Source organism: Actinomycetospora sp. NBC_00405, assembly GCF_036044095.1.
In the GTDB taxonomy this organism is placed as follows: Bacteria; Actinomycetota; Actinomycetes; order Mycobacteriales; family Pseudonocardiaceae; genus Actinomycetospora; species Actinomycetospora callitridis.
Genome location: NZ_CP107938.1, coordinates 3741114 through 3760906 on the forward strand (window position 1 = coordinate 3741114; position 19793 = coordinate 3760906).

At 77.4% G+C, this 19793-nt stretch carries 23 protein-coding genes; 6 read left to right on the top strand and 17 right to left on the bottom strand.

The annotated features are described in order from the left end of the window. Positions 1-189 precede the first annotated feature (189 nt). The 9 genes from OG774_RS18455 to OG774_RS18495 form a co-directional block, all read right to left on the bottom strand. The gene (locus OG774_RS18455) at positions 190-834 is read right to left on the bottom strand and encodes a bifunctional DNA primase/polymerase (protein ID WP_328303080.1); all 645 of its coding nucleotides are present in this window, start codon (positions 832-834) and stop codon (positions 190-192) included. Positions 835-1060: 226 nt separating this feature from the next. Continuing rightward, the gene (locus tag OG774_RS18460) at positions 1061-1459 is read right to left on the bottom strand and encodes an Rv3654c family TadE-like protein (protein WP_328303082.1); all 399 of its coding nucleotides are present in this window, start codon (positions 1457-1459) and stop codon (positions 1061-1063) included. An 8-nt stretch (positions 1460-1467) separates the two neighbouring features. Continuing rightward, positions 1468-1950: a TadE family type IV pilus minor pilin gene (locus OG774_RS18465; RefSeq protein WP_328311018.1), complete on the bottom strand. Its 483-nt coding sequence runs from the start codon at positions 1948-1950 to the stop codon at positions 1468-1470. Continuing rightward, positions 1947-2147, bottom strand: a complete 201-nt coding sequence (locus tag OG774_RS18470) for a DUF4244 domain-containing protein (protein WP_274188626.1) — start codon at positions 2145-2147, stop codon at positions 1947-1949. The genes OG774_RS18465 and OG774_RS18470 overlap by 4 nt, the downstream gene beginning before the upstream one ends. A gap of 42 nt (positions 2148-2189) precedes the next feature. Further along, positions 2190-2894 (bottom strand): type II secretion system F family protein, encoded by a 705-nt coding sequence (locus OG774_RS18475; protein ID WP_328303085.1) that lies wholly within the window; start codon positions 2892-2894, stop codon positions 2190-2192. Continuing rightward, complete coding sequence (locus OG774_RS18480; protein ID WP_328303087.1) at positions 2891-3709, bottom strand: type II secretion system F family protein; 819 nt, start codon at positions 3707-3709, stop codon at positions 2891-2893. Before OG774_RS18480 ends, OG774_RS18475 begins: the two co-directional genes overlap by 4 nt. Then, positions 3706-4974, bottom strand: coding sequence for a TadA family conjugal transfer-associated ATPase (locus tag OG774_RS18485; protein ID WP_328303089.1), 1269 nt, complete (start codon positions 4972-4974; stop codon positions 3706-3708). Before OG774_RS18485 ends, OG774_RS18480 begins: the two co-directional genes overlap by 4 nt. After that, positions 4971-6098 (bottom strand): septum site-determining protein Ssd, encoded by a 1128-nt coding sequence (ssd, locus tag OG774_RS18490; RefSeq protein WP_328303091.1) that lies wholly within the window; start codon positions 6096-6098, stop codon positions 4971-4973. The genes OG774_RS18485 and ssd overlap by 4 nt, the downstream gene beginning before the upstream one ends. A 199-nt stretch (positions 6099-6297) precedes the next feature. Continuing rightward, positions 6298-7038, bottom strand: a complete 741-nt coding sequence (locus OG774_RS18495; RefSeq protein ID WP_328303093.1) for an oxidoreductase — start codon at positions 7036-7038, stop codon at positions 6298-6300. A gap of 200 nt (positions 7039-7238) precedes the next feature. Between OG774_RS18495 and OG774_RS18500 the strand changes: the two genes are divergently transcribed. The 4 genes from OG774_RS18500 to OG774_RS18515 all read left to right on the top strand — a co-directional run bounded on the left by OG774_RS18500 (position 7239) and on the right by OG774_RS18515 (position 9952). Next, positions 7239-7883, top strand: a complete 645-nt coding sequence (locus OG774_RS18500) for an acetate uptake transporter (protein ID WP_328303095.1) — start codon at positions 7239-7241, stop codon at positions 7881-7883. Between the two features lie 19 nt (positions 7884-7902). Next, positions 7903-8364 carry an alternative ribosome rescue aminoacyl-tRNA hydrolase ArfB gene (gene arfB, locus OG774_RS18505; protein ID WP_328303097.1) on the top strand — a complete coding sequence of 154 codons (462 nt, stop codon included), beginning with the start codon at positions 7903-7905 and terminating at the stop codon, positions 8362-8364. A gap of 179 nt (positions 8365-8543) precedes the next feature. Then, positions 8544-9023, top strand: coding sequence for a phage holin family protein (locus OG774_RS18510; RefSeq protein WP_328303099.1), 480 nt, complete (start codon positions 8544-8546; stop codon positions 9021-9023). A gap of 80 nt (positions 9024-9103) precedes the next feature. Then, positions 9104-9952: an alpha/beta fold hydrolase gene (locus tag OG774_RS18515; RefSeq protein WP_328303101.1), complete on the top strand. Its 849-nt coding sequence runs from the start codon at positions 9104-9106 to the stop codon at positions 9950-9952. 79 nt (positions 9953-10031) lie between these two features. Here the strand turns inward: OG774_RS18515 and OG774_RS18520 are convergent, their stop codons facing one another. From OG774_RS18520 to nth, 4 genes are read right to left on the bottom strand one after another with little or no spacing between them, the layout of a single operon-like run. Then, positions 10032-11228 carry a MarP family serine protease gene (locus OG774_RS18520; RefSeq protein WP_328303103.1) on the bottom strand — a complete coding sequence of 399 codons (1197 nt, stop codon included), beginning with the start codon at positions 11226-11228 and terminating at the stop codon, positions 10032-10034. Next, positions 11225-12004 (bottom strand): NUDIX hydrolase, encoded by a 780-nt coding sequence (locus OG774_RS18525; RefSeq protein ID WP_328303105.1) that lies wholly within the window; start codon positions 12002-12004, stop codon positions 11225-11227. The genes OG774_RS18520 and OG774_RS18525 overlap by 4 nt, the downstream gene beginning before the upstream one ends. Further along, entirely contained in the window at positions 12001-12657 is a 657-nt protein-coding gene (locus OG774_RS18530; RefSeq protein ID WP_328303107.1) for a TlpA family protein disulfide reductase, read from the bottom strand. Before OG774_RS18530 ends, OG774_RS18525 begins: the two co-directional genes overlap by 4 nt. Then, a complete protein-coding gene (gene nth, locus OG774_RS18535; protein WP_328303109.1) occupies positions 12654-13406 on the bottom strand; it encodes an endonuclease III in 753 nt (250 codons plus the stop codon). Before nth ends, OG774_RS18530 begins: the two co-directional genes overlap by 4 nt. Positions 13407-13520: 114 nt before the next feature. Here nth and OG774_RS18540 point away from each other — a divergent pair, with 114 nt between their 5' ends. Further along, on the top strand, positions 13521-13769 hold the full coding sequence (locus tag OG774_RS18540) for a hypothetical protein (RefSeq protein ID WP_274188638.1): 249 nt from the start codon (positions 13521-13523) through the stop codon (positions 13767-13769). A 241-nt stretch (positions 13770-14010) separates the two neighbouring features. Beyond that, positions 14011-14685 (top strand): Crp/Fnr family transcriptional regulator, encoded by a 675-nt coding sequence (locus OG774_RS18545; protein WP_116708603.1) that lies wholly within the window; start codon positions 14011-14013, stop codon positions 14683-14685. A 4-nt stretch (positions 14686-14689) separates the two neighbouring features. Here the strand turns inward: OG774_RS18545 and OG774_RS18550 are convergent, their stop codons facing one another. From OG774_RS18550 to OG774_RS18565, 4 genes are all read right to left on the bottom strand, one after another. After that, positions 14690-15511, bottom strand: coding sequence for an MBL fold metallo-hydrolase (locus tag OG774_RS18550; protein WP_328303115.1), 822 nt, complete (start codon positions 15509-15511; stop codon positions 14690-14692). Continuing rightward, positions 15508-16329, bottom strand: coding sequence for an NUDIX hydrolase (locus OG774_RS18555; RefSeq protein WP_328303117.1), 822 nt, complete (start codon positions 16327-16329; stop codon positions 15508-15510). Before OG774_RS18555 ends, OG774_RS18550 begins: the two co-directional genes overlap by 4 nt. Positions 16330-16410: 81 nt before the next feature. Beyond that, positions 16411-19053: a hypothetical protein gene (locus OG774_RS18560; protein WP_328303119.1), complete on the bottom strand. Its 2643-nt coding sequence runs from the start codon at positions 19051-19053 to the stop codon at positions 16411-16413. Continuing rightward, positions 19046-19735 (bottom strand): hypothetical protein, encoded by a 690-nt coding sequence (locus tag OG774_RS18565; protein WP_328303121.1) that lies wholly within the window; start codon positions 19733-19735, stop codon positions 19046-19048. The genes OG774_RS18560 and OG774_RS18565 overlap by 8 nt, the downstream gene beginning before the upstream one ends. Between the last annotated feature and the right edge of the window lie 58 nt (positions 19736-19793).

Sequence of the window (19793 nt, forward strand, 5' to 3'; positions counted from 1 at the left end):
CGGGCGGTCCACCGCCGCGGGGTCCTCCCTGGCCCGGACCGCGGGCCGGTCGCGGCGGGTGCACCGGCGCGTCGGCCACGGGATCCGGGTGGGGCGGCGGGCGCGGCCCTCATCAGGTGGGCCTCGCTGATCCGGCGTCGCCCCGAGGGGACCCGAGTGTGGAGTTGTGGTGGGTGTCGCGTCGGGGCTCTAGGAACGGACCCCGGTCGCGACGGTGGCGAGGCGGTAGGTCGACCCGCCGCCGGCGACGGCCGGACGCTGCGCGACGGCCTCGGCCAGCGCGTCCTGGACGCGGAACGGGTCGGGGAGGTTCCAGCCGCACGCCGACGGGCGGACCCGCCAGTGCACGGAGCCCTGCGGGTACGTCGACGGCGGCGCGGCGAACCAGCTGCCGCGCCCGTGCAGCGAGATGCCGCCGCGCTCGGCGAGGTCGGGGCGCAGCGGCTCGCCCGCGCCGACCGGGAACAGCCACTCGCCGGTGGGCGTCGCCGCGATCGGCACCGGCACCCCGAGCGCCCGGAGGACGGCGGCGGCGCGGCGACCGACGGTGGCGGGGACCTCGAGGACGTCGAAGGTCAGCCCGGTGGGCAGGAGGATCGAGTACGGCAGGCCCGACCACCACTCGGCGATCTGTCCGCAGTCGGTGGACGCCCGCAGCGCCCACTCGTCGAGGACCGGGCACGGACCGGCCTGCGGCGCGTCGGCGCAGCCGCTCCACACCTCGCCCTGCGGGAAGGTGCCGGGTACGACGGCCCAGCCGTGGTCGGCGAGCACCATGGCCTCAGCGCGGAGCTCCGTGCCGTACACGGCGCGGTAGCTGTCCCACCACTGCATCGGTTCCTCCTGTGCCCCGGTGTTCCTGCTCCCGGTGTGCTGTTCCCAGTAACGGCATGCGCACGTGACGGCGCCACCCGTCATCGCCCATCGGCCGTGATCACACGCCGAGCGTCACCCTCGGCCCCGCTCAGCGGGCGAGCGCACGCTGAGCTGGGTGACCCTGCTCGAACGCCCGGCAGGGTCGCCGCTCAGCCGGGACCGCCCTCCGCTCGTCCCGTCCCGGCTACGCAGCGGACACCGCCAGGACTCCGACCGGGGTGCCGCCGGACGCCACCGGGCCCGCCCGGGCGCGTCCCGAGGCGTCGCCGGCCACGCTCGGCATGCACCCGCACGATCTCGCCGTGACGACGATCACGGTCCAGCCCTCGACGGAGCACGCCACGAGCCGCGCACCGTTGCCGGCGGCGACCTCGGTGGCCCGTGCGCAGGCCACATCGGCCCCGCGCACGGCCTCGCGGGCGGCGGCCAGCGCGGCGAGGTCCGCCGCCGTCTCGGCGCCGTGCCGGGCGAGCACCGCGGCCCCGACCTGCAGCCCGAGGCCCAGCAGGCAGACCAGGACACCGACCGCGGCGGCCGCGAACACCGTCGCGTAGCCGTCGTCGAACGGTTCCCGACCGCCCACCGCGCCGCTCACCGCGCAGCGCCCGGCGGTGTGGGCGCCGCGGAGGCGGACGCCGGGCTGACCGGGCCGGCCGGGGAGACGGCGGCGTCGGCCTCCGGCGGCTCGCCGGGGAGCGGATCGGGGCCCTCGACCGGGGCAACCGGCGACGGCTCGCGCGCCGCCACCGCCTCCGCGCCCACCCGCAGCGCGGGCAGCGCCGAGCCGAGCGGCGCCGCGCGGACCCGGGCGACCACGTCGTCGCCACGGGCCTCGAGGACGACCTCCGCCCCGTCGGGCAGCAGGCGTGCCGCCGCCCGGCGGGCGACGTCCGGGTCCCCGCGGGCACCGAGGCGGGCGGCCTCGGTGGCGGCGTCGACGCAGCGCAGCTGCAGCACCACCGCCCCCATCGCCGCGAGGACCACGGCGAGCACCACCACGAGGCTGCCGACCGCGAACGCCGCCTCGACGGTGACCGAGCCGGTGTCGGGGGCGGACCCGGTGCCGGCGATCAGAACGTGCTCGTCAGCGCCCGCTGCACGATCGCGGTGAGCGCCCCGATGATCGAGTCGCCCGTGATCACCGTGTAGAGCAGGGCACCGAAGGCCGCCGCGGCGATGGTCCCGATCGCGTACTCCGCCGTGGACATGCCGTCGTCGTCCTCGCGCAGCCGGGCCAGCCGGTGGCGCCAGGTCGTCGTCCGTGCGGTCATGGGGTTCTCCTCTCGTCCCACGCCCCGGCGGGGCGTGCGGGCTCATCGCTGCTCCAGCAGCGGCCCGGCGAGCCCGACGACCACCGGGACGATGCCCAGGGCGAGGAACGCCGGCAGGAAGCACAGGCCGAGCGGCCCGGTGACCATCACGCCCGCGCGCTCAGCGCGGGCCTCGACGGCGTCGGCGGCCTCGGCCCGCAGGTCGGTGGCGACGGCCTCGACGACGTCGGCGACCGCGGCCCCGCTGCGCGCCGAGCGGCGGGCCGCGCGGGCGAGGCGCGCCGTGCCCGGCTCGTCGAGCGCCGGCGCCCAGGCGTCGGCGGGATCGGCGCCGAGGGCCACGAGGTCGGCCACGCGGCCCAGCGCCTCGCCGGCCGCCGCGGGCAGGACCGGCACCACGGCGCGCGCGGCGCGGTCGAGCGGGAGTCCGGCGCGCAGGCAGGCCGCGAGCTGGTCCCACGCCCCGGCGAGACCGAGCGGGTCCGGGCGCGGCCTCGCACGGTGCGCCCGCCAGCGCGGCAGCACGGCGACGACCGCGAGGCCCGCGGCGCCCGCGACCACGCCGGCGGCACCGGCCCCCGCGAGTGCGGCTGCCGCGCCCACCGCGAGCAGCGCCAGGCCGGGCACCAGGCCCTCCCGGGCCGGGGCACGGGGCGGCCGGCGCGGGACCGTGCGGTGGTGCGCCGTGACCGGGCCCGGCGCCACGAGCACCGCGGCGGCCAGGAGCACCAGGGCCGCGGGGATCACCGAGCCACCCCCGCGACGATCCGCTCGGTCCAGGCGAGCCCGGCGCAGACCAGACCGACGCCGACCACGAGCAGCACCTGACCGATCAGGCCCCCGGTGAGCACCGACCACGGCCGCGCGCCGATCCCCTCGCCGAGCAGCAGCCCGAGCACCGGCAGCCCCGCGAGGACCGCGGCCGTGGCGCGCGGCCCGGCGAGGCGGGCGCGCAGCCCGCCGGCGACCCGTGCGCGGACCCGGAGGTCGCGGGCGACGGCCGCCGCGGGGCCGGCCAGGGCGATCCCGTGGCGTTCGGCGAGCGCCCACGCCCCGGCGAGGCGGTCGAGGTGCTCGGCGACGACCGGCTCGCGGGCCCGCGCCGCCCGCAGGGCCGCGGGGACGTCGCCCCCGAGCTGCGCCGTCGCGCCCACGAGGGCCATGACCCGGGCAGCCACCGGGTGGGCGTCGGACCCCGCGGAGCCGGCCGCGGCGGCCGGGGGCGCGCCGACGCGGACCTCCGCGGCGAACGACGCCAACGCCTCCGCGAGCCCCGCGGACGCGGACGCCCGGTCCCGTTCCGCGCTCGTCGTCGCCCGCTGGCGGTGCACCGTCGCGGCGAGCGCGAGGGCGGCCACGCCACCCCCGGGGCCGGCGAGCACCACGCCGAGGACGGCGGCGCCGGGGAGGAGCACGCGGCGCCGTCCCAGGGCGGGCCGGAGGCGGTCGAGGCCCGGCGCCCGCCGCCGGCCCGGGAGCGACCCGCCCACCCGCAGCCCCGGCACCGGCGCGGGCCAGGCGAGCAACGCACCGGCCGCGAGGAGGAGCGCCGCCGCGCTCACGCCGACTCCCGGTGCAGCAGGGACACGCCGGCGGCGACGCTCACCGCGCGCGGCGCCGTGGCGGACGGCCGGGCCGGCGGGTCGGGCGGGTCGAGCCACGGGGCCGCGACGCCCCGCTCCCGGAACATCGCGCCGAGGTCGGCGCGACCGGTCGCCCAGCCGTCGCCCCGGGTCCAGGCCGGCACCACGACGACCTCGCCGGCCCCGTCGCGGCGTCGCAGGACCCCGACGGCGTCGAGCGTGCGCGTCCCGTCGCGGTCGCGTCGGACCTGCAGGACCACCTGTACCGCGGCGGCGAGCTGGCTGTGCAGCGCGGCGGGACCCAGCCCGCCGAGGGCGGCGAGCGCTTCCAACCGGGCCGGGACCTCGCGCGGCGCGTTGGCGTGCACCGTGCCCGCCCCGCCGTCGTGACCGGTGTTGAGCGCGGCCAGCAGCTCGACCACCTCGGCGCCGCGTACCTCGCCGACGACGAGCCGGTCGGGGCGCATCCGCAGCGCCTGGCGCACGAGGTCGCGCAGCAGGACCTGCCCGGCGCCCTCGACGTTCGCCGGCCGGGCGACCATGCGCACGACGTGCGGGTGCGCCGGGCGCAGCTCCTCGGCGTCCTCGACGCACACGATGCGCTCGCTCGGCGCCACCTCGCCCAGGAGCGCGGCGAGCAGCGTCGTCTTGCCCGAGCCCGTGCCGCCGACCACGAGGAACGCGAGCCGCGCCGCGACGACCGCGCGCAGCAGGGCCACGCCGTCGGCGTCGACCGTGCCGCTGGCCGCCAGGGTGGCGAGGTCGTGGCGGGCGGGACGGAGCACCCGCAGGGACACGCACGTCCCGTCGGCGGCGACCGGCGCGAGCACCGCGTGCAGACGCACGCCCGAACCCGGCAGACGCGCGTCGACGTACGGGCTGGCGTCGTCGAGGCGCCGTCCGGCCGCGCTCGCGAGCCGCTGGGCGAGGCGGCGCACCGCGTCCTCGTCGGGGAAGCGGATGGTCGTGCGCTCGAGCCCCGCGCCGCGGTCGACCCAGACCGCGTCCGGGGCGGTGACGAGCACGTCGGAGGTCCCGGGCTCGCGCAGCAGCGGCTCGAGCGGGCCGGCCCCGACGAGCTCGCGCTGCAGGCCCCGCACGGCCGAGAGCACGTCGGCGTCGCCGACCACGCCGCGGGCCTCCGCCCGCACGGCGGCGGCCAGGTCGTCGACCCCGGCCTGCCCGCCGGAGCTGACCAGCCGGGTGCGGACACGATCGACGAGGTCCGCCGGCGCGGTGCTCACGCCGCCCGTCCCCGATCGGCCACGGCGTCGAGCGCCTCGAGGACCGCCGTGGCCGCGTCCTGCAAGGGGCCGCGCCGCAGACCGGGGACCTTGCCGCGGTCGAGCGCCGAGGCGAGGCCCGGCTCGGGTGCCACGGCAGCGAGCACGTCCAGCCCCAGGGCGCGGACGACGTCGTCGGCGTCGAGGCCGCCGGGCGCGGGGCCGCGCACGACAAGACGCAGCGGCACCCCGCGCTCGACCAGCGGCTCCGCGATCCGGGCGGCGGCCGCGACGGCGCGGACCTCGGTGGGCACCACGAGGACGACGAGATCGGCGGCGTCGGCGACGGCGAGGGCCGTGTCCGACAGGTGCCGGGGCAGGTCGCACACCACGACGTCCCCGGCCCGGCGTCCGGCCTCGATGACGGCCACGGCCGCGTCGGGCTCCGGGCCGCCGCCCCCGCGGTCGCACGCGAGGACCGTCAGCATCCCGTCGGGCGAGGGCAGCGCCTCGTGCAGCGACGCCGCGGACACCCGTCCCCCGCCTCCGCCGCCGAGCGCGAGCCCGCCCCACCGGAAGCCCTCGAGCTCCTCGGCTCCGGCGAGGAGGTCGATCCCGCCCCCGAGCGGGTCGCAGTCGACGAGCAGCGCCCGCGTCCCGCCCGTGCTCGCCCGCCCCGCGATCGCCACGGCGAGCACCGAGGCCCCGGCGCCGCCGCGTCCCCCGACGACGGCCACGACCCGGCCCGGCCCGACGTCGGGCGAGGAGCGCGCCCCGGTGTCGGCCAGCGACGAGATCAACCAGTGCTCGCCGTCGGGCAGGGACACCACGTGCTCCGCACCCACGGCCACGGCGCGCTCCCAGACCGATCCCGGCGGCTCGCCCCGGCAGAGCAGCACGACCCCGTCGCGGCGACCGGGGCGCAGCGGCCCGAGCGCCCGGGCGGCGTCCTCGTCGACCAGCACCAGCCCGGCCGTGTGCCAGCGCCGGCGCACCCCCGCGGCGTCCGGCACCCGCTCCAGCTCGGCACCCGCGGCGGCGGCCAGCCGCACCACCTCGTCGAGGAGCTCCTCGTCGTCGGTCATCACCACCGCGCGCCGTCGGCCCTGTGCGCCCGCTCCGACCGCCCCACCCGTCCCCGCCATCGGTGACCCCTCTCGCGTCCCGCCGTCGACGAGAACGCTGCCGCGCGAGGGGCACCGGGAGGGAGCGTCGGATGCCGCTCTGGGGACGGCCGGCGGGCCTGGGGACGGAGGCGTGCCGCGCTCGGAGCCGAAGGCGTCCGGACGCCCTAGCCGCGGCGTCCGGCCGGCGGTCCGGCGCCAGCGGGGGTCCGGAGCGAGGTCAGGCGGGCTGCGCCGCCTCCGCGATCCCGAGCCCCTCGCGCGCGCCGACCTGCCAGGCCTCGGCGCAGTGGGCGAACCATCGGGCCAACCCCTCCGGCGAGCCGGTGGCGAAGGCCGCGGCGGCCTCGCGGTACTCGGTCTCCGCCCGGTAGTGGCCGACCTCCGGGACCGCGAGGCCCTTGGGATCGAGGCCGGTGGCGACCGCCGTCAGCCGGGCGGCGGCGCGCGCCACGACACCTCCCGCCGTCGGGAAGGGCGCGAGGGTGAGGAGCTCGCCGTGCACGACCGCGACGAGCACCGGCGCCGGCACCGAGGTGCCCCCGGTGACCAGTCCCGCGAGCCCGTCGAGGCGCTCGCCGACACCCCGGTCGAGGCGGGGCCTGCCGAGGTCGTCGTCGGTGATCCCGGGCAGGTCGGCGGCGGCGAGCATGTGCAGCCGTGCGAGCGCCTGGCGCGGCGCCGAGCGCCAGGCCGCCAGCAGCCCGTCGAGGTCCTCGGCGACCCGCAGGGCGCCGGCGAGGACGGGGTCGGTGACCCGGCCGTCGTCGGGCAGCTCGGCCGACCCGCCGTCCAGGCTCGACGACGCACGGGCCGCGCGCACGGAGGCCTCGGCGGACGTCGCGGGCCACCCGCGCCGGTTCGCGCGGTGGTTGTGGACCTTCGTCAGCGCATCGCGGACGGCGTCGGCGTCCGCGGCGACGCCGGGCAGGCGGGTCAGGGGCTCCAGCGGGTCGGCCACGGCACCGATCGTCGCAGCCCCGCGTCGACCGACCACGTCACAGCCCACCCCGCGCGGCCGAACGGCCCGTCCGGCAACCGCCGAACGGACCTGTATCGGTCCGGTTGATGCAGTCCGCATATCCGGCCGACGAAACCGGGCAGTAGGTGGACCACGTGATCGGCACCACAGCGCCGTGGGGCCACCCGAGAGGAGCGACCATGTCGAGCACCACCGAGGAGCGCACCGCGCGGACGGCGCCCAGCCCCGCCCCCGCGGAGTCCACGCCGAGTTTCGCGGACCCGGGACCGCTCGGTCTCGCGGCCTTCGCCCTGACGACCTTCACGCTGAGCCTGTTCAACGCCGGGCTCGCCCCCGAGGCGCTCGAGCCGCTGGTGCTGCCCCTCGCTCTCTTCTACGGCGGTCTCGCCCAGTTCCTCGCCGGGATGTGGGAGTTCCGCAAGGCCAACACGTTCGGCGCGACGGCCTTCGCGTCCTACGGGGCGTTCTGGCTGGCCTTCGCGGCCTACGTCCAGTTCATCGAGCCCGAGATGATGGCCTCCGGCGTCACCGAGGCCCAGGTGACCACGGCGACGGGAATCTTCCTCGTCGGCTGGGCGATCTTCACGCTCTACATGCTGTTCGCCTCGCTGCGGACCACCGGCGCGCTGGTGGGTGTGTTCGCCACGCTGTTCCTCACGTTCACGCTGCTGGCCGTCGGTGACCTCACCGGCATCGACGCGATCGCGACCGCCGGTGGGTTCGTCGGGCTGCTCAGCGCGCTGATCGCCTGGTACGCCTCGGCCGCGGTCGTCACCAACGCCACGTGGGGCCGCACCGTGCTCCCGGTGGGCCCGCGCAGCTGACCCGGGCATCCTGGTCGGGATGCAGCCGACCGGCGACGACGTCGCGGGTGACCTCGTGGTCACCCGCGACGTCGTGCTGTCCACCGCCGACCTGCACTGGCGCTTCTCCCGCGCGGGTGGGCCCGGCGGACAGGGCGTGAACACCACCGACTCGCGGGTCGAGCTCTCGGTGGACCTGCGCTCGGTGGATCCGGTGGGGGCGCCGCTGCCCGACGAGGACCGCACCCGGCTTCTCGATCGGCTCGCCGGGCGCCTGCACGACGGTGTCCTCACCGTCGTCGCCTCCGACGACCGCTCCCAGCGACGCAACCGCCGCGCCGCACGCCAGCGCCTGGCCGCGATCCTCCGCGACGCGCTGGCGCCGCCCCCACCGGCGCGTCGTCCCACGACACCGTCCCGTTCCGCCCGCCGCAGGCGGCTGGAGGCCAAGCGCCGGCAGGGCGCGGTGAAGGAACTGCGCCGCCGGCCGAACGGGGAGTGACCCCCAACGGGGGAACCCGTTGAGTACAGCGGACGGTCAGGGGGAAGACCGGGCCGAGAAGTGATCAGCCGGCGGCGCGCCGTGGAGCGCGGCGCACACCCGGTGACGTGGCACGATGACCGACCTCAGCACCCGCTCGCCGTCCCCACCCCGAGCGACCGACCCACGCAGGAGCGCCCGTGACCCGCCCCGAGCAGCCGGCCAGCGGCTCGTCCGCCCCGCCGGTCGTGCCCTCGATCCCCCTGAACGCCGAGCCCGTCCGGCAAGACGGCGACGCCTCCGTCGGCTCGCTGGTCAAGGAGGTCACGACCCACGTCTCGACCCTCGTGCGGGCCGAGGTCGAGCTGGCCAAGTCCGAGATCACGGCCGAGGTCAAGAAGGGCGTGCAGGGCAGCGTCTTCTTCGTCGTCGCCGGCGTCGTGGCCCTGTTCAGCCTGTTCTTCCTCTTCATCGCGGTGTCCGAGGCCTTCAACCTCATCTGGCCGACCCAGCAGTGGGCCGGCTACGCCGTGACGTTCGGTCTCATGATCCTGTTCGCGGGCCTCATGGGCCTGCTCGGCTACCTCAAGGTCCGCAAGATCAAGGCACCGGAACGGACGATCGAGTCGGCCAAGGAGTCGGTCGCGGTCTTCAACCGCGGCCGCTCCGACGCCGCCTGAGCACCCGCCTGAGCACTGCCGCAGGGCCCGCCGTCGAGATTCCCGGGCCCTGGACCCACCGCACCGTCTCGGCGAACGGCGTGCAGCTGCACGTCGCCGAGGCGGGCCCGGAGTCCGGGCCGCTGGTGCTCCTGCTCCACGGCTTCCCCGGATTCTGGTGGGCCTGGCGCCACCAGATCCCGGCCCTCGCGACCGCCGGGTACCGGGTCGCCGCGGCCGACCTGCGCGGCTACGGCGAGTCCGACCGCCCGCCCCGCGGCTACGACCTGTGGACCCTCGCCGGGGACGCCGCCGGCCTGGTCCGTTCACTGGGGGCACGCGAGGCGACGATCGTCGGCGCGGGTTGGGGCGGGGCGATCGCCTGGACGCTCGCCACGCTGCGCCCCGGCGTCGTCTCCCGGATCGCGGTCGTCGCGGCGCCGCACCCCCGGACCGTGCGCGACGCCGCCCGTCGCCGTCCCTGGGGGCCGGCGGTACGCGTCGTCGCGTCGCTGCAGCCCCCGCGCCTGCCCGAGCGACGCCTCCGCCGTGACGACGCCGCCTGGGTCGCCGAGCTCCTGCGCGCGGGCTCGGGCGACGGGTGGGCGTCGGCGCCGGAGTTCGCCGAGGTCGCCGACCGCCACCGCGCGGCGATGCTGACGCCCCGCGTGTCGCATACGGCGCTGGAGGGCTTCCGCTGGTGCGTGCGCTCGCAGTTCCGGCCCGACGGGGCGCGCTACGCGGCCGCGATGGCCCGCCGCGTGACGGTGCCGGTGCTCCAGATCCACGGCGAGGCCGATCCCTGGGTGCCCGACCGCGTCGCCCGCGCCTCGGCGCGCTGGTGCGACGCCGGGCACGTGCACCGGACGCTCGCCGGCGTGGGGCACTTCCCCCACCAGGAGGCGCCCCAGCACGTCACCGACGCACTGCTGGACTTCCTGGACGAGTGATCGTGGGGGCTTTCCTCACGGTGGACGTCAGCGTGGCCCCCAGGCTGACACCGGCCGCTGACACCGGGCCGGCACCGACCTACGCCGCGCAGGACCCCGTGCTCACGCGGCCGGTGGCGCCCGGCGATGCGTCGAGCGCCGGGCGCACCTGGTCGGCGGTCAGAACGAAGCCGGTGTCGCCCTGGTCGACCGCCGCGCCGAAGACGACGCCGATGACGCGGCCCTGGGGGTCCACCAGCGGGCCGCCGGAGTTCCCCGACCGCACCTGCCCGCGGATCGTGTAGACGTCGCGGGTGACGGTCTCGCTCTCGTAGATGTTCGGGCCGCGCAGCTGGATGCGCTGGCGCACCTTCGCCGGCGAGGACGAGAACGGGCCGTCGAGCGGGTAACCGAGCGCCACGGCGTTGTCGCCGGTCTCGGCGCCCGCGAAGTCGAAGTCCAGCGGGTCCGCGTCGAGCCCGGGCACCGCGAGCACGGCGACGTCGACCTCGTCGTCGTAGTAGACGACGCGGGCGGGGCGGGTGCGGGAGTCGCCGTCGGAGGTCGGGACCTCGACCGACACCTCGTCGGTGCCCGCGACGACGTGCGCGTTGGTCATGACCCGGTCCTCGCCGACGACGAACCCGGTGCCCTCGAGCGCCCGCTGGCACGAGGGGGCCCGCCCGCGCACCTTGAGCACGCTGGCGCGGGCCTGCTGCACCACGGGGTCCTCGACGAGCGCCTGCTCCGGCGGGGGCACCTCGGCGATCGGGGTGGACGAGAAGGGGCTCAGGACGTCCGGGAAGCCCGAGGCGTCGAACAGGGCCCGCAGCTCCGAGGGCAGCGCGCGCAGCGGGGCGGGCATCACCGAGTCGACGCCGGCCAGCACGCGCGAGTCGCGCAGGGAGGACGCGAGCGCCGTCTCCGACGAGCTCGCCAGCGGCAGCGCGATGAGCCAGGCGACGATGAGCGCGGTGATCGCCTGCAGCACCGAGCCGAAGGCCGAGTCGACGGTGCGGACGGCCGGCAGGCGCATCCGGTCGCGCAGCGCGCGCCCGAGGTAGACCCCGAGCGTCTCGCCCAGGGCGACCAGCGCGACGACCAGCAGGACGCTGACGACGATCTTCGACGTCGTGCCCTCGAAGTTGTCGACCAGCGCAGGAGCGATCTTCAGCCCCAGCAGCGCACCGCCGAGCACGCCGAGGAAGCTCAGCGCCGCGACGGCGAGACCATGGCGCCAGCCCGAGATGCCCGCGGCGATCGCGAGCAACACGACGACGACATCGACCCAGCTCACCGGATCGGACCTCCTTCGGCGGCCGCGTCCGGCCTGCTCGGCGCGGCGTGCCCGGACTTCCACGCAGTGGTCCCTGCGCTCAGGTCGTGCCGCTGCGCCCACACCTCGTCGAGGTCGCGCACATCGGAACGGTCCCAGGGTCTCGCCCACCCGGCCAGGGTGAGCATCCAGTCCACCAGGCCCGCCGTGAAGCCCCAGACGAGCAGTCCTCCTGCGGCGAACGCGGGACCCACGTACCCGGACGGACCGGTGACGAGGAACCGCGCCGCCGGATCGGTGAGCGCGGCGACCGGCACGCGGACCACCGCGGCGGTCTCCCCCGGGTCGACGACCCGCACCGGGACGGGCCGCGCCCAGTACGCGAGCACCGGCGTGACCGCGAACCCGGTGACCGGGATCGTCAGCGGCGGCAGCGTCACCAGGGGGACGACGCCGTCGGGATCGAGGCCGGTCTCCTCGTTCGCCTCGCGCAGCGCGGCGGCGACGGGCCCGGCGTCGGTGGGGTCGATCGTCCCGCCCGGGAACGCGGCCTGGCCCGCGTGCGCGCGCAGCTCGGCGGCGCGCTCGGTGAGCAGCAGCTCGGGCGCGTCCCCGGGGCCGGCGAACAGCATGAGCACCGCGGCGCTGCGTCCGTTCGGCGCCGTGCCGGCGATGCGCCGCCGGAACGGCACGTCGTCGGGCCCGAGGCGTCGGCAGGCCGCCACGAGCGGGGCGAGCCAGTCGGGGGCGGCCTCGGGGTCGGTGCCGGGGTCGGTGCCGGAGTCGGTGTCGGTCACCCGGCACCGCCCCGGGCGGCGTCGACGGCGGCGCGCACCTGCTCGGGGGTGCGCAGCACCTGGGGCGGGATGTCGACCACGGAGCCGTCGGCGCGCACGAGCACGCTCGCGGGCAGGATCGGCGGCGCGCCGAGCTTCGGCCCGACGACCTGGGCGGGGTCGCTCACCGACGGGTAGCGGGCGCCGAGGCTCTCCATCAGCGCGAGGGCGGTCGTCGTGCGGTCCGCGGCGTCGACGCCCAGCACCGCCACCGCGCCCGGCTGCGCCGTGTAGGCCTCCAGCGCGGGGATCTCGTCGCGGCACGGCGCGCACCACGACGCCCAGAGGTTCACCAGCGTGTCCCGCCCGGCCAGGGCCGCGGCGAGGTCGACCGGACCCGGCGCGCCGAGGCACTCCAGTGTCACGCCCGCGAGCGCGGCGACGGGCGCCGCGCCCGGCACCGGCTCCGGGCAGGGGGCCAGCGCCGCCGACGCGCGGGCGGAGGCGACGGCGGCGGGATCGTCGCTGCCGGCGGCCGGGGCGGGCTGGAGCACCGAGCTCGGGTCGGTGGCCCCCGGCAGCGAGGACCCCGTGTCCCGGGGCCACAGCGCGATCACGCCGACCACGGCCAGCACCACGACCACGAGGGTGGCCCGGACCTCGGCGCGGGTCACCGCTCGAGGCCGACGAGGGACAGCAGGTGGTCGGCGTCCGGCCCCTTGATCAGCTTGGCGGCCTTCACGGGGTCGGTCTCGCCGGTCTGCGACGACGGGCAGTCGCGACGCAGCGTGCAGGCCCCGCAGGCCGGCTTCTTGGCGTGGCAGACGCGGCGGCCGTGGAAGATCAGCCGGTGGGAGAGCATCGTCCAGTCCTTGCGCGGGATGAGCTCGCCCACCTCCTTCTCCACCTGCACCGGGTCCTCGGACGTCGTCCAGGCGAAGCGGCGGGCCAGGCGCCCGAAGTGCGTGTCGACGGTGATGCCGGGGACGCCGAAGGCGTTGCCGAGCACGACGTTGGCCGTCTTGCGCCCGACGCCGGGCAGCGTGACGAGGTCCTCCATGCGCGCGGGCACGACGCCGTCGTAGCGCTCGACGAGCGCCACGCCCAGCTTCGTCACCGACTCGGCCTTCGCCCGGAAGAAGCCGGTCGGGCGCAGGATCTCCTCGAGCTCCGTGCGGTCCGCGCCGGCGAACGCCGCCGCGTCCGGGTAGCGGGCGAAGAGCCCCGGGGTGACGCGGTTGACCGTGACGTCGGTGGTCTGCGCCGAGAGCACGGTGGCGACGAGCAGCTCGAGCGGCGAGGTGAAGTCCAGCTCGGCGTGCGCGTCGGGGTGGGCGATCGCGAGATCGCGATCCATCCGTCGCGCCCGTCGCACCAGGGCGAGACGGCTCTCCTCGCCCGTGGCGCGCGCAGCCCTGCTCACCCTCCCAGGGTAGGACGCGCCTCTGCGCCGGAGGTCGGGGGCACGGCGCCCACGACACGCCGGGGCGACCCCGATGCCCGACGGCGTTCACCGGTGCGCGACGATGCGCAGACCATGACCGCCTGGCTCGCCATCCTCATCCCGCTGCTGGTGATGGTCTTCGCGCTCGGTATGGAGCGTCTCGAGACCCGCCTGCGCTCCGGCACCGTGCGCGAGGACGAGGTGGAGGACTTCCTCGAGCGCGCCCGGCCCGACGAGGTCAAGGCGCTGTTCCGTCAGGGGATCGGCGGGGCCCTCCAGATGTTCCGGCTCCGCAACCTCGGCAAACGGGGCGGTCCCCGGCGAACCAAGGAACGGGCCTGACGCTCACACACGGCAGCGACGCCGCGGGATCTCTGGACTATGATGGTCCGATCGGGGGAACAGAGACCGTGAACTCGGCGATCGGCCCTGATGCGGTGAGTTCCAAGGTGTCGCGTGGCGTGATCACGGCGAGGGACGTGACTATGCTGCGGCGGACGTGACTGGTGACACAGAGGTGCGGACGGGGGTCGGTGACCCGATGGACGCGCGCGGTAGAGCGAGAGTCGTTGAGGAGCGGACGGTGGACGAGGTACTGGCGCGGGCCGGGATCTTCCAGGGGGTGGACCCCGCCGCCATCGAGGTGCTCACGGAGTCCCTCGAGCGCGTGGAGTTCCCACGCGGCACGGTGATCTTCAACGAGGGCGAGCCCGGCGATCGGCTCTACATCGTCTCGACCGGCAAGGTGAAGATCGGCCGGCGGTCACCGGACGGTCGCGAGAACCTGCTGTCGATCTTCGGCCCGTCCGACATGTTCGGCGAGCTCTCGATCTTCGACCCGGGGCCGCGCACCTCCACGGCCACGACGGTCACCGACGTGCGCGCCTACACGATGGACCGCAACGCGCTCCGCGAGTGGATCGCCCAGCGTCCCGAGATCGCCGAGCAGCTGCTGCGCGTGGTGGCCCGGCGCCTGCGCCGCACCAACAACCTGCTCGCCGACCTCATCTTCACCGACGTCCCGGGCCGCGTGGCCAAGGCGCTGCTGCAGCTCGCGCAGCGCTTCGGGTCGCAGGAGGCCGGCCTGCTGCGCGTCACGCACGACCTGACGCAGGAGGAGATCGCCCAGCTCGTCGGCGCCTCCCGCGAGACGGTCAACAAGGCGCTCGCCGACTTCGCCGCCCGCGGCTGGCTGCGCCTCGAGGGCAAGAGCGTCCTGATCCTCGAGCCGGACCGCCTGGCCCGACGGGCTCGCTGACCCGTCAGTCCATCCTGCGCAGGTGCTCGAGCTGCGCGGCCACCGACTGGTCGGCCGCCGGCCAGAGCTTCTCGTCGACGTCCGCATAGACGATCTCCACGACCTGACGGGGCGTGGGCTCCGGCCCGAGCTCGCCGAGGGCTGCGCGCACCTGGTCGAGCCGCTGCTCACGATGCTGCAGGTACTGGCGGGCGGTCTCGCCGGCGTCGGCGAGGTCCGGCCCGTGCCCCGGCAGGAGCGTCGTGCCCCCGGGGAGCTCGGCGAGCCGGCGCAGGGAGTCGAGGTAGTCGGTGAGCGCGCCCTCGTAGTCCCCGAGCACGGTGGTGCCGCGGCCCAGGACGGTGTCGCCGGTCAGGACGCTGCCGTCGTCGTCGACCACCAGGCACAGCGAGTCGTCGGTGTGCCCCGGCGTCACCAGGACGCGCAGGTCGAGCCCTGCCACGCCCAGGCGTTCGCCCGCAACGAGGCCCTCGGCGCCGAGGGTCAGCGTCGGGTCGAGCGCACGGACCGGGGCGGAGACCCGCTCGGCGAACGTCCGCGCGGCCTCGGTGTGGTCGAGGTGGCGGTGGGTCAGCACCACGAGCTCGACGGGCCCGCAGGCCTCGAGCCGGTCGAGGTGCGCCGGGTCCTCCGGGCCGGGGTCGACGACGACACAGCCGGCCTGCCCCGGGGCGCGCAGGATCCAGGTGTTGGTGCCGTCCAGCGTCATCGGTGACGGGTTCTCCGCCAGGACCACCGCCGCGGCCTGCGTGACGGTCCTCAGGAGCCCGTAGGCGGGGTGCGCCGGTGCCGCGTCGGCGGGCCCCGGGACGAGACGGCCGCTCACCGGTCCACCCCGAACGCGTGCGAGGGGACGACGAGCCCGACGCGCTCGCCCTCGGGCCGGAAGCTCGGGGTCACCGGCTCCGGACGTCGTTCCGTGGCGGCGTCGAGGAGGTTCGCGGCGGAGTCGGCGGCCGCGAGCTCGCTGAGCACGGCCCAGGTCGGCGGCATCAGCGCGCGCACGCCGTCCTCCCACTCGTGGAGAGCCTGCGCGGGCGCGCACCAGCCGGCGCCGACGGCCTCGGTCGTGGCGCCGTCGGGCTCCTGGCCGTCGGGCACCCCGGCGACGAAGAAGGCGGTGTCGTAGCGGCGCGGCATCCCCTCCGGCGTGATCCAGCGGGCCCAGGGCCGCAGCGCCGCGGCGTCGACGTGCCCCACGACCTCCCGCAGGCCGACCTCCTGTGCCACCAGGCGCTCCCGTGTCCCGACGGCCGGCGGCACGGCTCCCCCGAGCAGCACGCCCGTCTCCTCGTAGGTCTCGCGCACGGCGCAGGCGATCAGCGCCGCGGCGGCGTCCGGCGCCGTGTCCCAGCTGCGCGCGGCGTGCTCGGCGGCGTCGGCGTCGACCAGGCCCTCGGCCAGCGCGTCCCGGTCGGCCGCGTCGAGCCCGCCGCCCGGGAAGACCGACATGCCCGCGGCGAACGCCATCCCGGCGGCACGCTCGAGCAGGAACACCTCGACGCCCGGCCCGGCGACCGCGTCGCGCACGAGCACCACCGACGCCGCGAGCCGCAGCTCGCCCGCCGGCCGGCTGCCGATCTTGTCGAAGGCGGGCCGGTCCATCCCGAACCGCGGGGGCAGGTCGACGAGGTCGGTGGTCACCCGGGGCACCCTAGGCGCGGGAACGGGAGGACAGCGCGACGAAGGAGCGATGTCCGGCCGTCTCCTCGTCGCCGGGACGGTCTAGCCGCCCGGCGACGCCCCGTCCTCGCCGTCGTGATCCCGGCGACGGGGCAGACCGTGACCGTTGACGGGACGGTGCCCGTTGCCACCCCCGGGCCCGGGCGGCGGTGGCCCCGGCGGGCGACCCGGTCCCGGGTGCGGGCCCGTGGGCCTCGGCCGGGGTGCCGTGGCGTCCTCGGAACCCGGCGGGGGCGCCACGGGACGGCCCGTCAGCGGGTCCGGCGCGTCGGCCTCGAGACGCTCGCGGGAGGCCAGCTCCTCGTGCAGGCGGGCGAGCAGCTCGCGTTCGCGGTCGGAGAGCTGGGAGTCCACCGAGTCGGGCCCGGAGGAGCCCACCGGGGCCGCAGGCGACGGCGGGGTGGGGGTCGACGGCGGGGTGGGGGTCGACGGCGCGCCGGAGGCGTCGGCGGGGCGCTGGACCGGCCCGGTGACCGCGTCCCCGGAGGCGTCGGGGCGCTCGGAGCCGTGGTGGTGGCCGTTGGTGCGCGCGGGCGGGGTCGGGGCGGGGGTGTCGACGACGGGCGCCTCGAACTCCCCCGTCTCGCTGCGGCTGTGCCTGGCACGCCGGACGCGCGCCTCCCCGTTCGCCCCGGGCAGGTCGACGCCGTTCGTGGCGGGCGTGTCGACGCCGCCGGCCGGGGTCGCCGGGCCGGCGACGACCGGGAGCTCGCCGGTGGCCGCGTCCGGGTCGACCGACGGCACGGCCGACGTCTGATCGGCGAGCGGGTCCCCCGAACCCGGACCGAAGCTGCCCCCGAGGGACGTCTCCGCCCACGAGGAGAGGGGGTGCTCGTCGGAGAGGATCTCGTCGGGCGGCGGGGTGCGCCACAGCGCCGCGATGCGCTCCGCGGTCGCCTCCGGGTCGAGGTCGACCGGCGCGGGCTCCTCGGGGGCGACCGTCTCGGGCTCGGCCGGGACCTCGGGCTCCGGGGCGTCGGCCTCGACGTCGTGCTCCCGGGCGCGCTCGAGCGGGTCGGGACCCGCGGCGGCGACGATGCGGTACTGCTCGTCGCCGGACCGCTCCTCGGGGCCGGGCTCGGCGGGCCGGCGCTCGTCGGCGTCGTCCGGACCGGTCACCGTGAGGAACGACGGCGGGCCCGCCGTCGGCGCCGACACCGGTACCCCGAACGGCGGCACCTCGTCGTCGGCACGGCGGGGCGAGGGACCCGATGCCGGACGGGGCGCCCCGACGGGCGGGCCCAGCGGCGCGGTCTCGGACACCGGGGAGGACGGCGCGGCACCGAGCGGGCGCGCCACCCGGACGGCCGCCCGGTGGTAGGCGGGCAGCTCGGCGCCCGCGGCGAAGACCTCGACGGACACCGCACCGAGCTCGCGGGCGGCGTGCGCGACGTGGTGGGCGACGTGCTCGCACTCGTCGGCGGAGTGGGTCTCGACCAGCACGACCCGGTGCGGCACCGGCCCCGGCGCGGACCCGGCCGGGGTGGTGCGCCAGCACTGGCGCACGCGCTGGACCCCGGGCAGCCGCGCGGCGGCGCGGGCGACGGCCTCGCCGGCGTCGCGGGACGAGCCGGACGCGCGCGCGGAGGCCGGGGGGTCGGGCGTGAACCGGTGCTCCTCGCGCCGGTCGGCCTCCGGGTCGCGCGGCAGGACGTCGACGAGCTCCGGGTCGACGCGCGACGCGGCGAACCAGCGCCCGAGCACCGCGTGCTCGCGCGCCGTGACCCCGGCGCCGGCGGCGAGCAGGCAGCCACCGAGCAGCTCCGCGGCCGCGGCGTCGTCCTCCACGGCGACCAGCTCGCGCACCGACGACAGCGCGTCGTCGTCGATCCGCCCCGCGAGCGAGAGCAGCACCTCGTGGCGCCCGCCCTGGTCGGGGCGGGCGGTCGGCGGCGTGCCGGGGCGGGGATCGCGGCCGCCACGTGCCGCCGGGGCTCCGGGACCGCGAGCGGGCGGCGGCGCGCCCTCCGGTCGGCCCTCGGACGTCGAGGCGGCCGGCGCGGCGGGCTCGTCGACCTCGTCGGCAAGAAGGTCGGCAGGAAGGTCGGCAGGAGCCTCGGCCGGCACCTCGTCCGGACGGATCTCGTTCACGAACCCGTCGGAGGTCTCGGCGTCGTCGTGATCGACCGGAGCCCCGGCCACGGAGTCCTCAGAACCCGCGGCGTCCTCGTCGACCGGGACCTCCGCCCGGTCGCCCGCCATGTGGTGCCCCGTTCCCTCGGTCCAGGCCGACTGCTCGACGCGGTCGTCGTCGGCGAGGTCGCCGACGACCTCGGCCCGCACGACGTCCAGCACGTCGGCGACCGGGATGTCGTCCACGACCTCCATCCCCGCGCCGACCGGCTCGGCGCCGGCCCGCAGACGACGCCGCTCGGCGACGCGGCGCCAGGCGGCCAGCGCCACAGGGTCGCGGTCGGGGCGCTCGCCTGCACTGTCGTCGCGGACCGACCAGGGCGGCAGGTTGGCGAGGTCCCCGGCGCCGCCGGCGAGACCGGCGAGGTCGCCGGCGAAGCCCTGGAAGCCGAGCCGCCCGATCCGCGAGGGGTCGTCGGCCCGTCGACGGGCGAGCCCCGCAGACGCGTCGGGATCGGTCGGGGTCGAGCCGTCCAGGTCGGCGCCGGCCAGGTCGGCCGGGAGACCGAGACGCTCCGGGCGCTCGTCGCCGGTCATGTCGCGCTCAGCCATGGCCCACCAGCTCCCCGGCCTCCGCGCCGAGCCCGGCGCGGGCGGGCGGGACGCGGTCGGTGCCGCGGCGCCACAGCACCTCGGCCGCCGCGAGCGCGGCCCGGTGGTACGGCGTGGGGACGGTCGTCGGGCCGAGCACCTCGACGCACGGGTCGGACTCGCCGCGGGCACGCAGCGCGCGCTGAAGCGCCCCGGTCAGGGCCGCCCGGCCGCCGGTGGAGGCGTCCGATGGGGCATCGACGAGCACCACGCGCACCGGCGCGCCCGACCCGTGGCGCCAGGCACGGCGGACCGCGGTGACGCCGCCGGCCACGGGCGCGAGGGCGCGCAGCACCAGGTCGGTGTCGTCCCACCCGGGACCGCGGCCCGGCTCGACGAAACCGGCCGTCGGCTCGGGCGCGGCGTCGACGTGCAGCACGGCGTCGACCAGCCGCGCCGGCCCACCCCAGGCGAGCACGGCCGTGCGCAGGCGGGCGCGCTCGTCCTCGGAGACGCCGATGCGGTGGCGCAGGAGAGCGCGTGGGAGCGCGGTGCGCAGGGCGACGTGGGCGCTGCTGGACAGCCAGTCGCGCAGACGCCACAGCAGGCGGTCCGGCAGCCGACCGGCCATCGCCAGCAGGACGTCGTGACACGCCTGCTCGGCCTCGTCGGCCGACGAGGAGACGGTCCCGTTCTGGTCCACGCTCTGTGCTCCGATCCACCCTGCGGCGATCCGACCGGGCCGCCCGTGGTGTCGGCCG

What these genes read in the sequence shown, in the direction of transcription:
- OG774_RS18455 (WP_328303080.1), bottom strand. Translation starts at nt 834, where the DNA reads ATGCAGTGGTGGGACAGCTACCGCGCCGTGTACGGCACGGAGCTCCGC.
- OG774_RS18470 (WP_274188626.1), bottom strand. Translation starts at nt 2,147, where the DNA reads ATGACCGCACGGACGACGACCTGGCGCCACCGGCTGGCCCGGCTGCGC.
- ssd (WP_328303091.1), bottom strand. Translation starts at nt 6,098, where the DNA reads ATGGCGGGGACGGGTGGGGCGGTCGGAGCGGGCGCACAGGGCCGACGG.
- OG774_RS18500 (WP_328303095.1), top strand. Translation starts at nt 7,239, where the DNA reads ATGTCGAGCACCACCGAGGAGCGCACCGCGCGGACGGCGCCCAGCCCC.
- arfB (WP_328303097.1), top strand. Translation starts at nt 7,903, where the DNA reads ATGCAGCCGACCGGCGACGACGTCGCGGGTGACCTCGTGGTCACCCGC.
- OG774_RS18540 (WP_274188638.1), top strand. Translation starts at nt 13,521, where the DNA reads ATGACCGCCTGGCTCGCCATCCTCATCCCGCTGCTGGTGATGGTCTTC.
- OG774_RS18560 (WP_328303119.1), bottom strand. Translation starts at nt 19,053, where the DNA reads ATGGCTGAGCGCGACATGACCGGCGACGAGCGCCCGGAGCGTCTCGGT.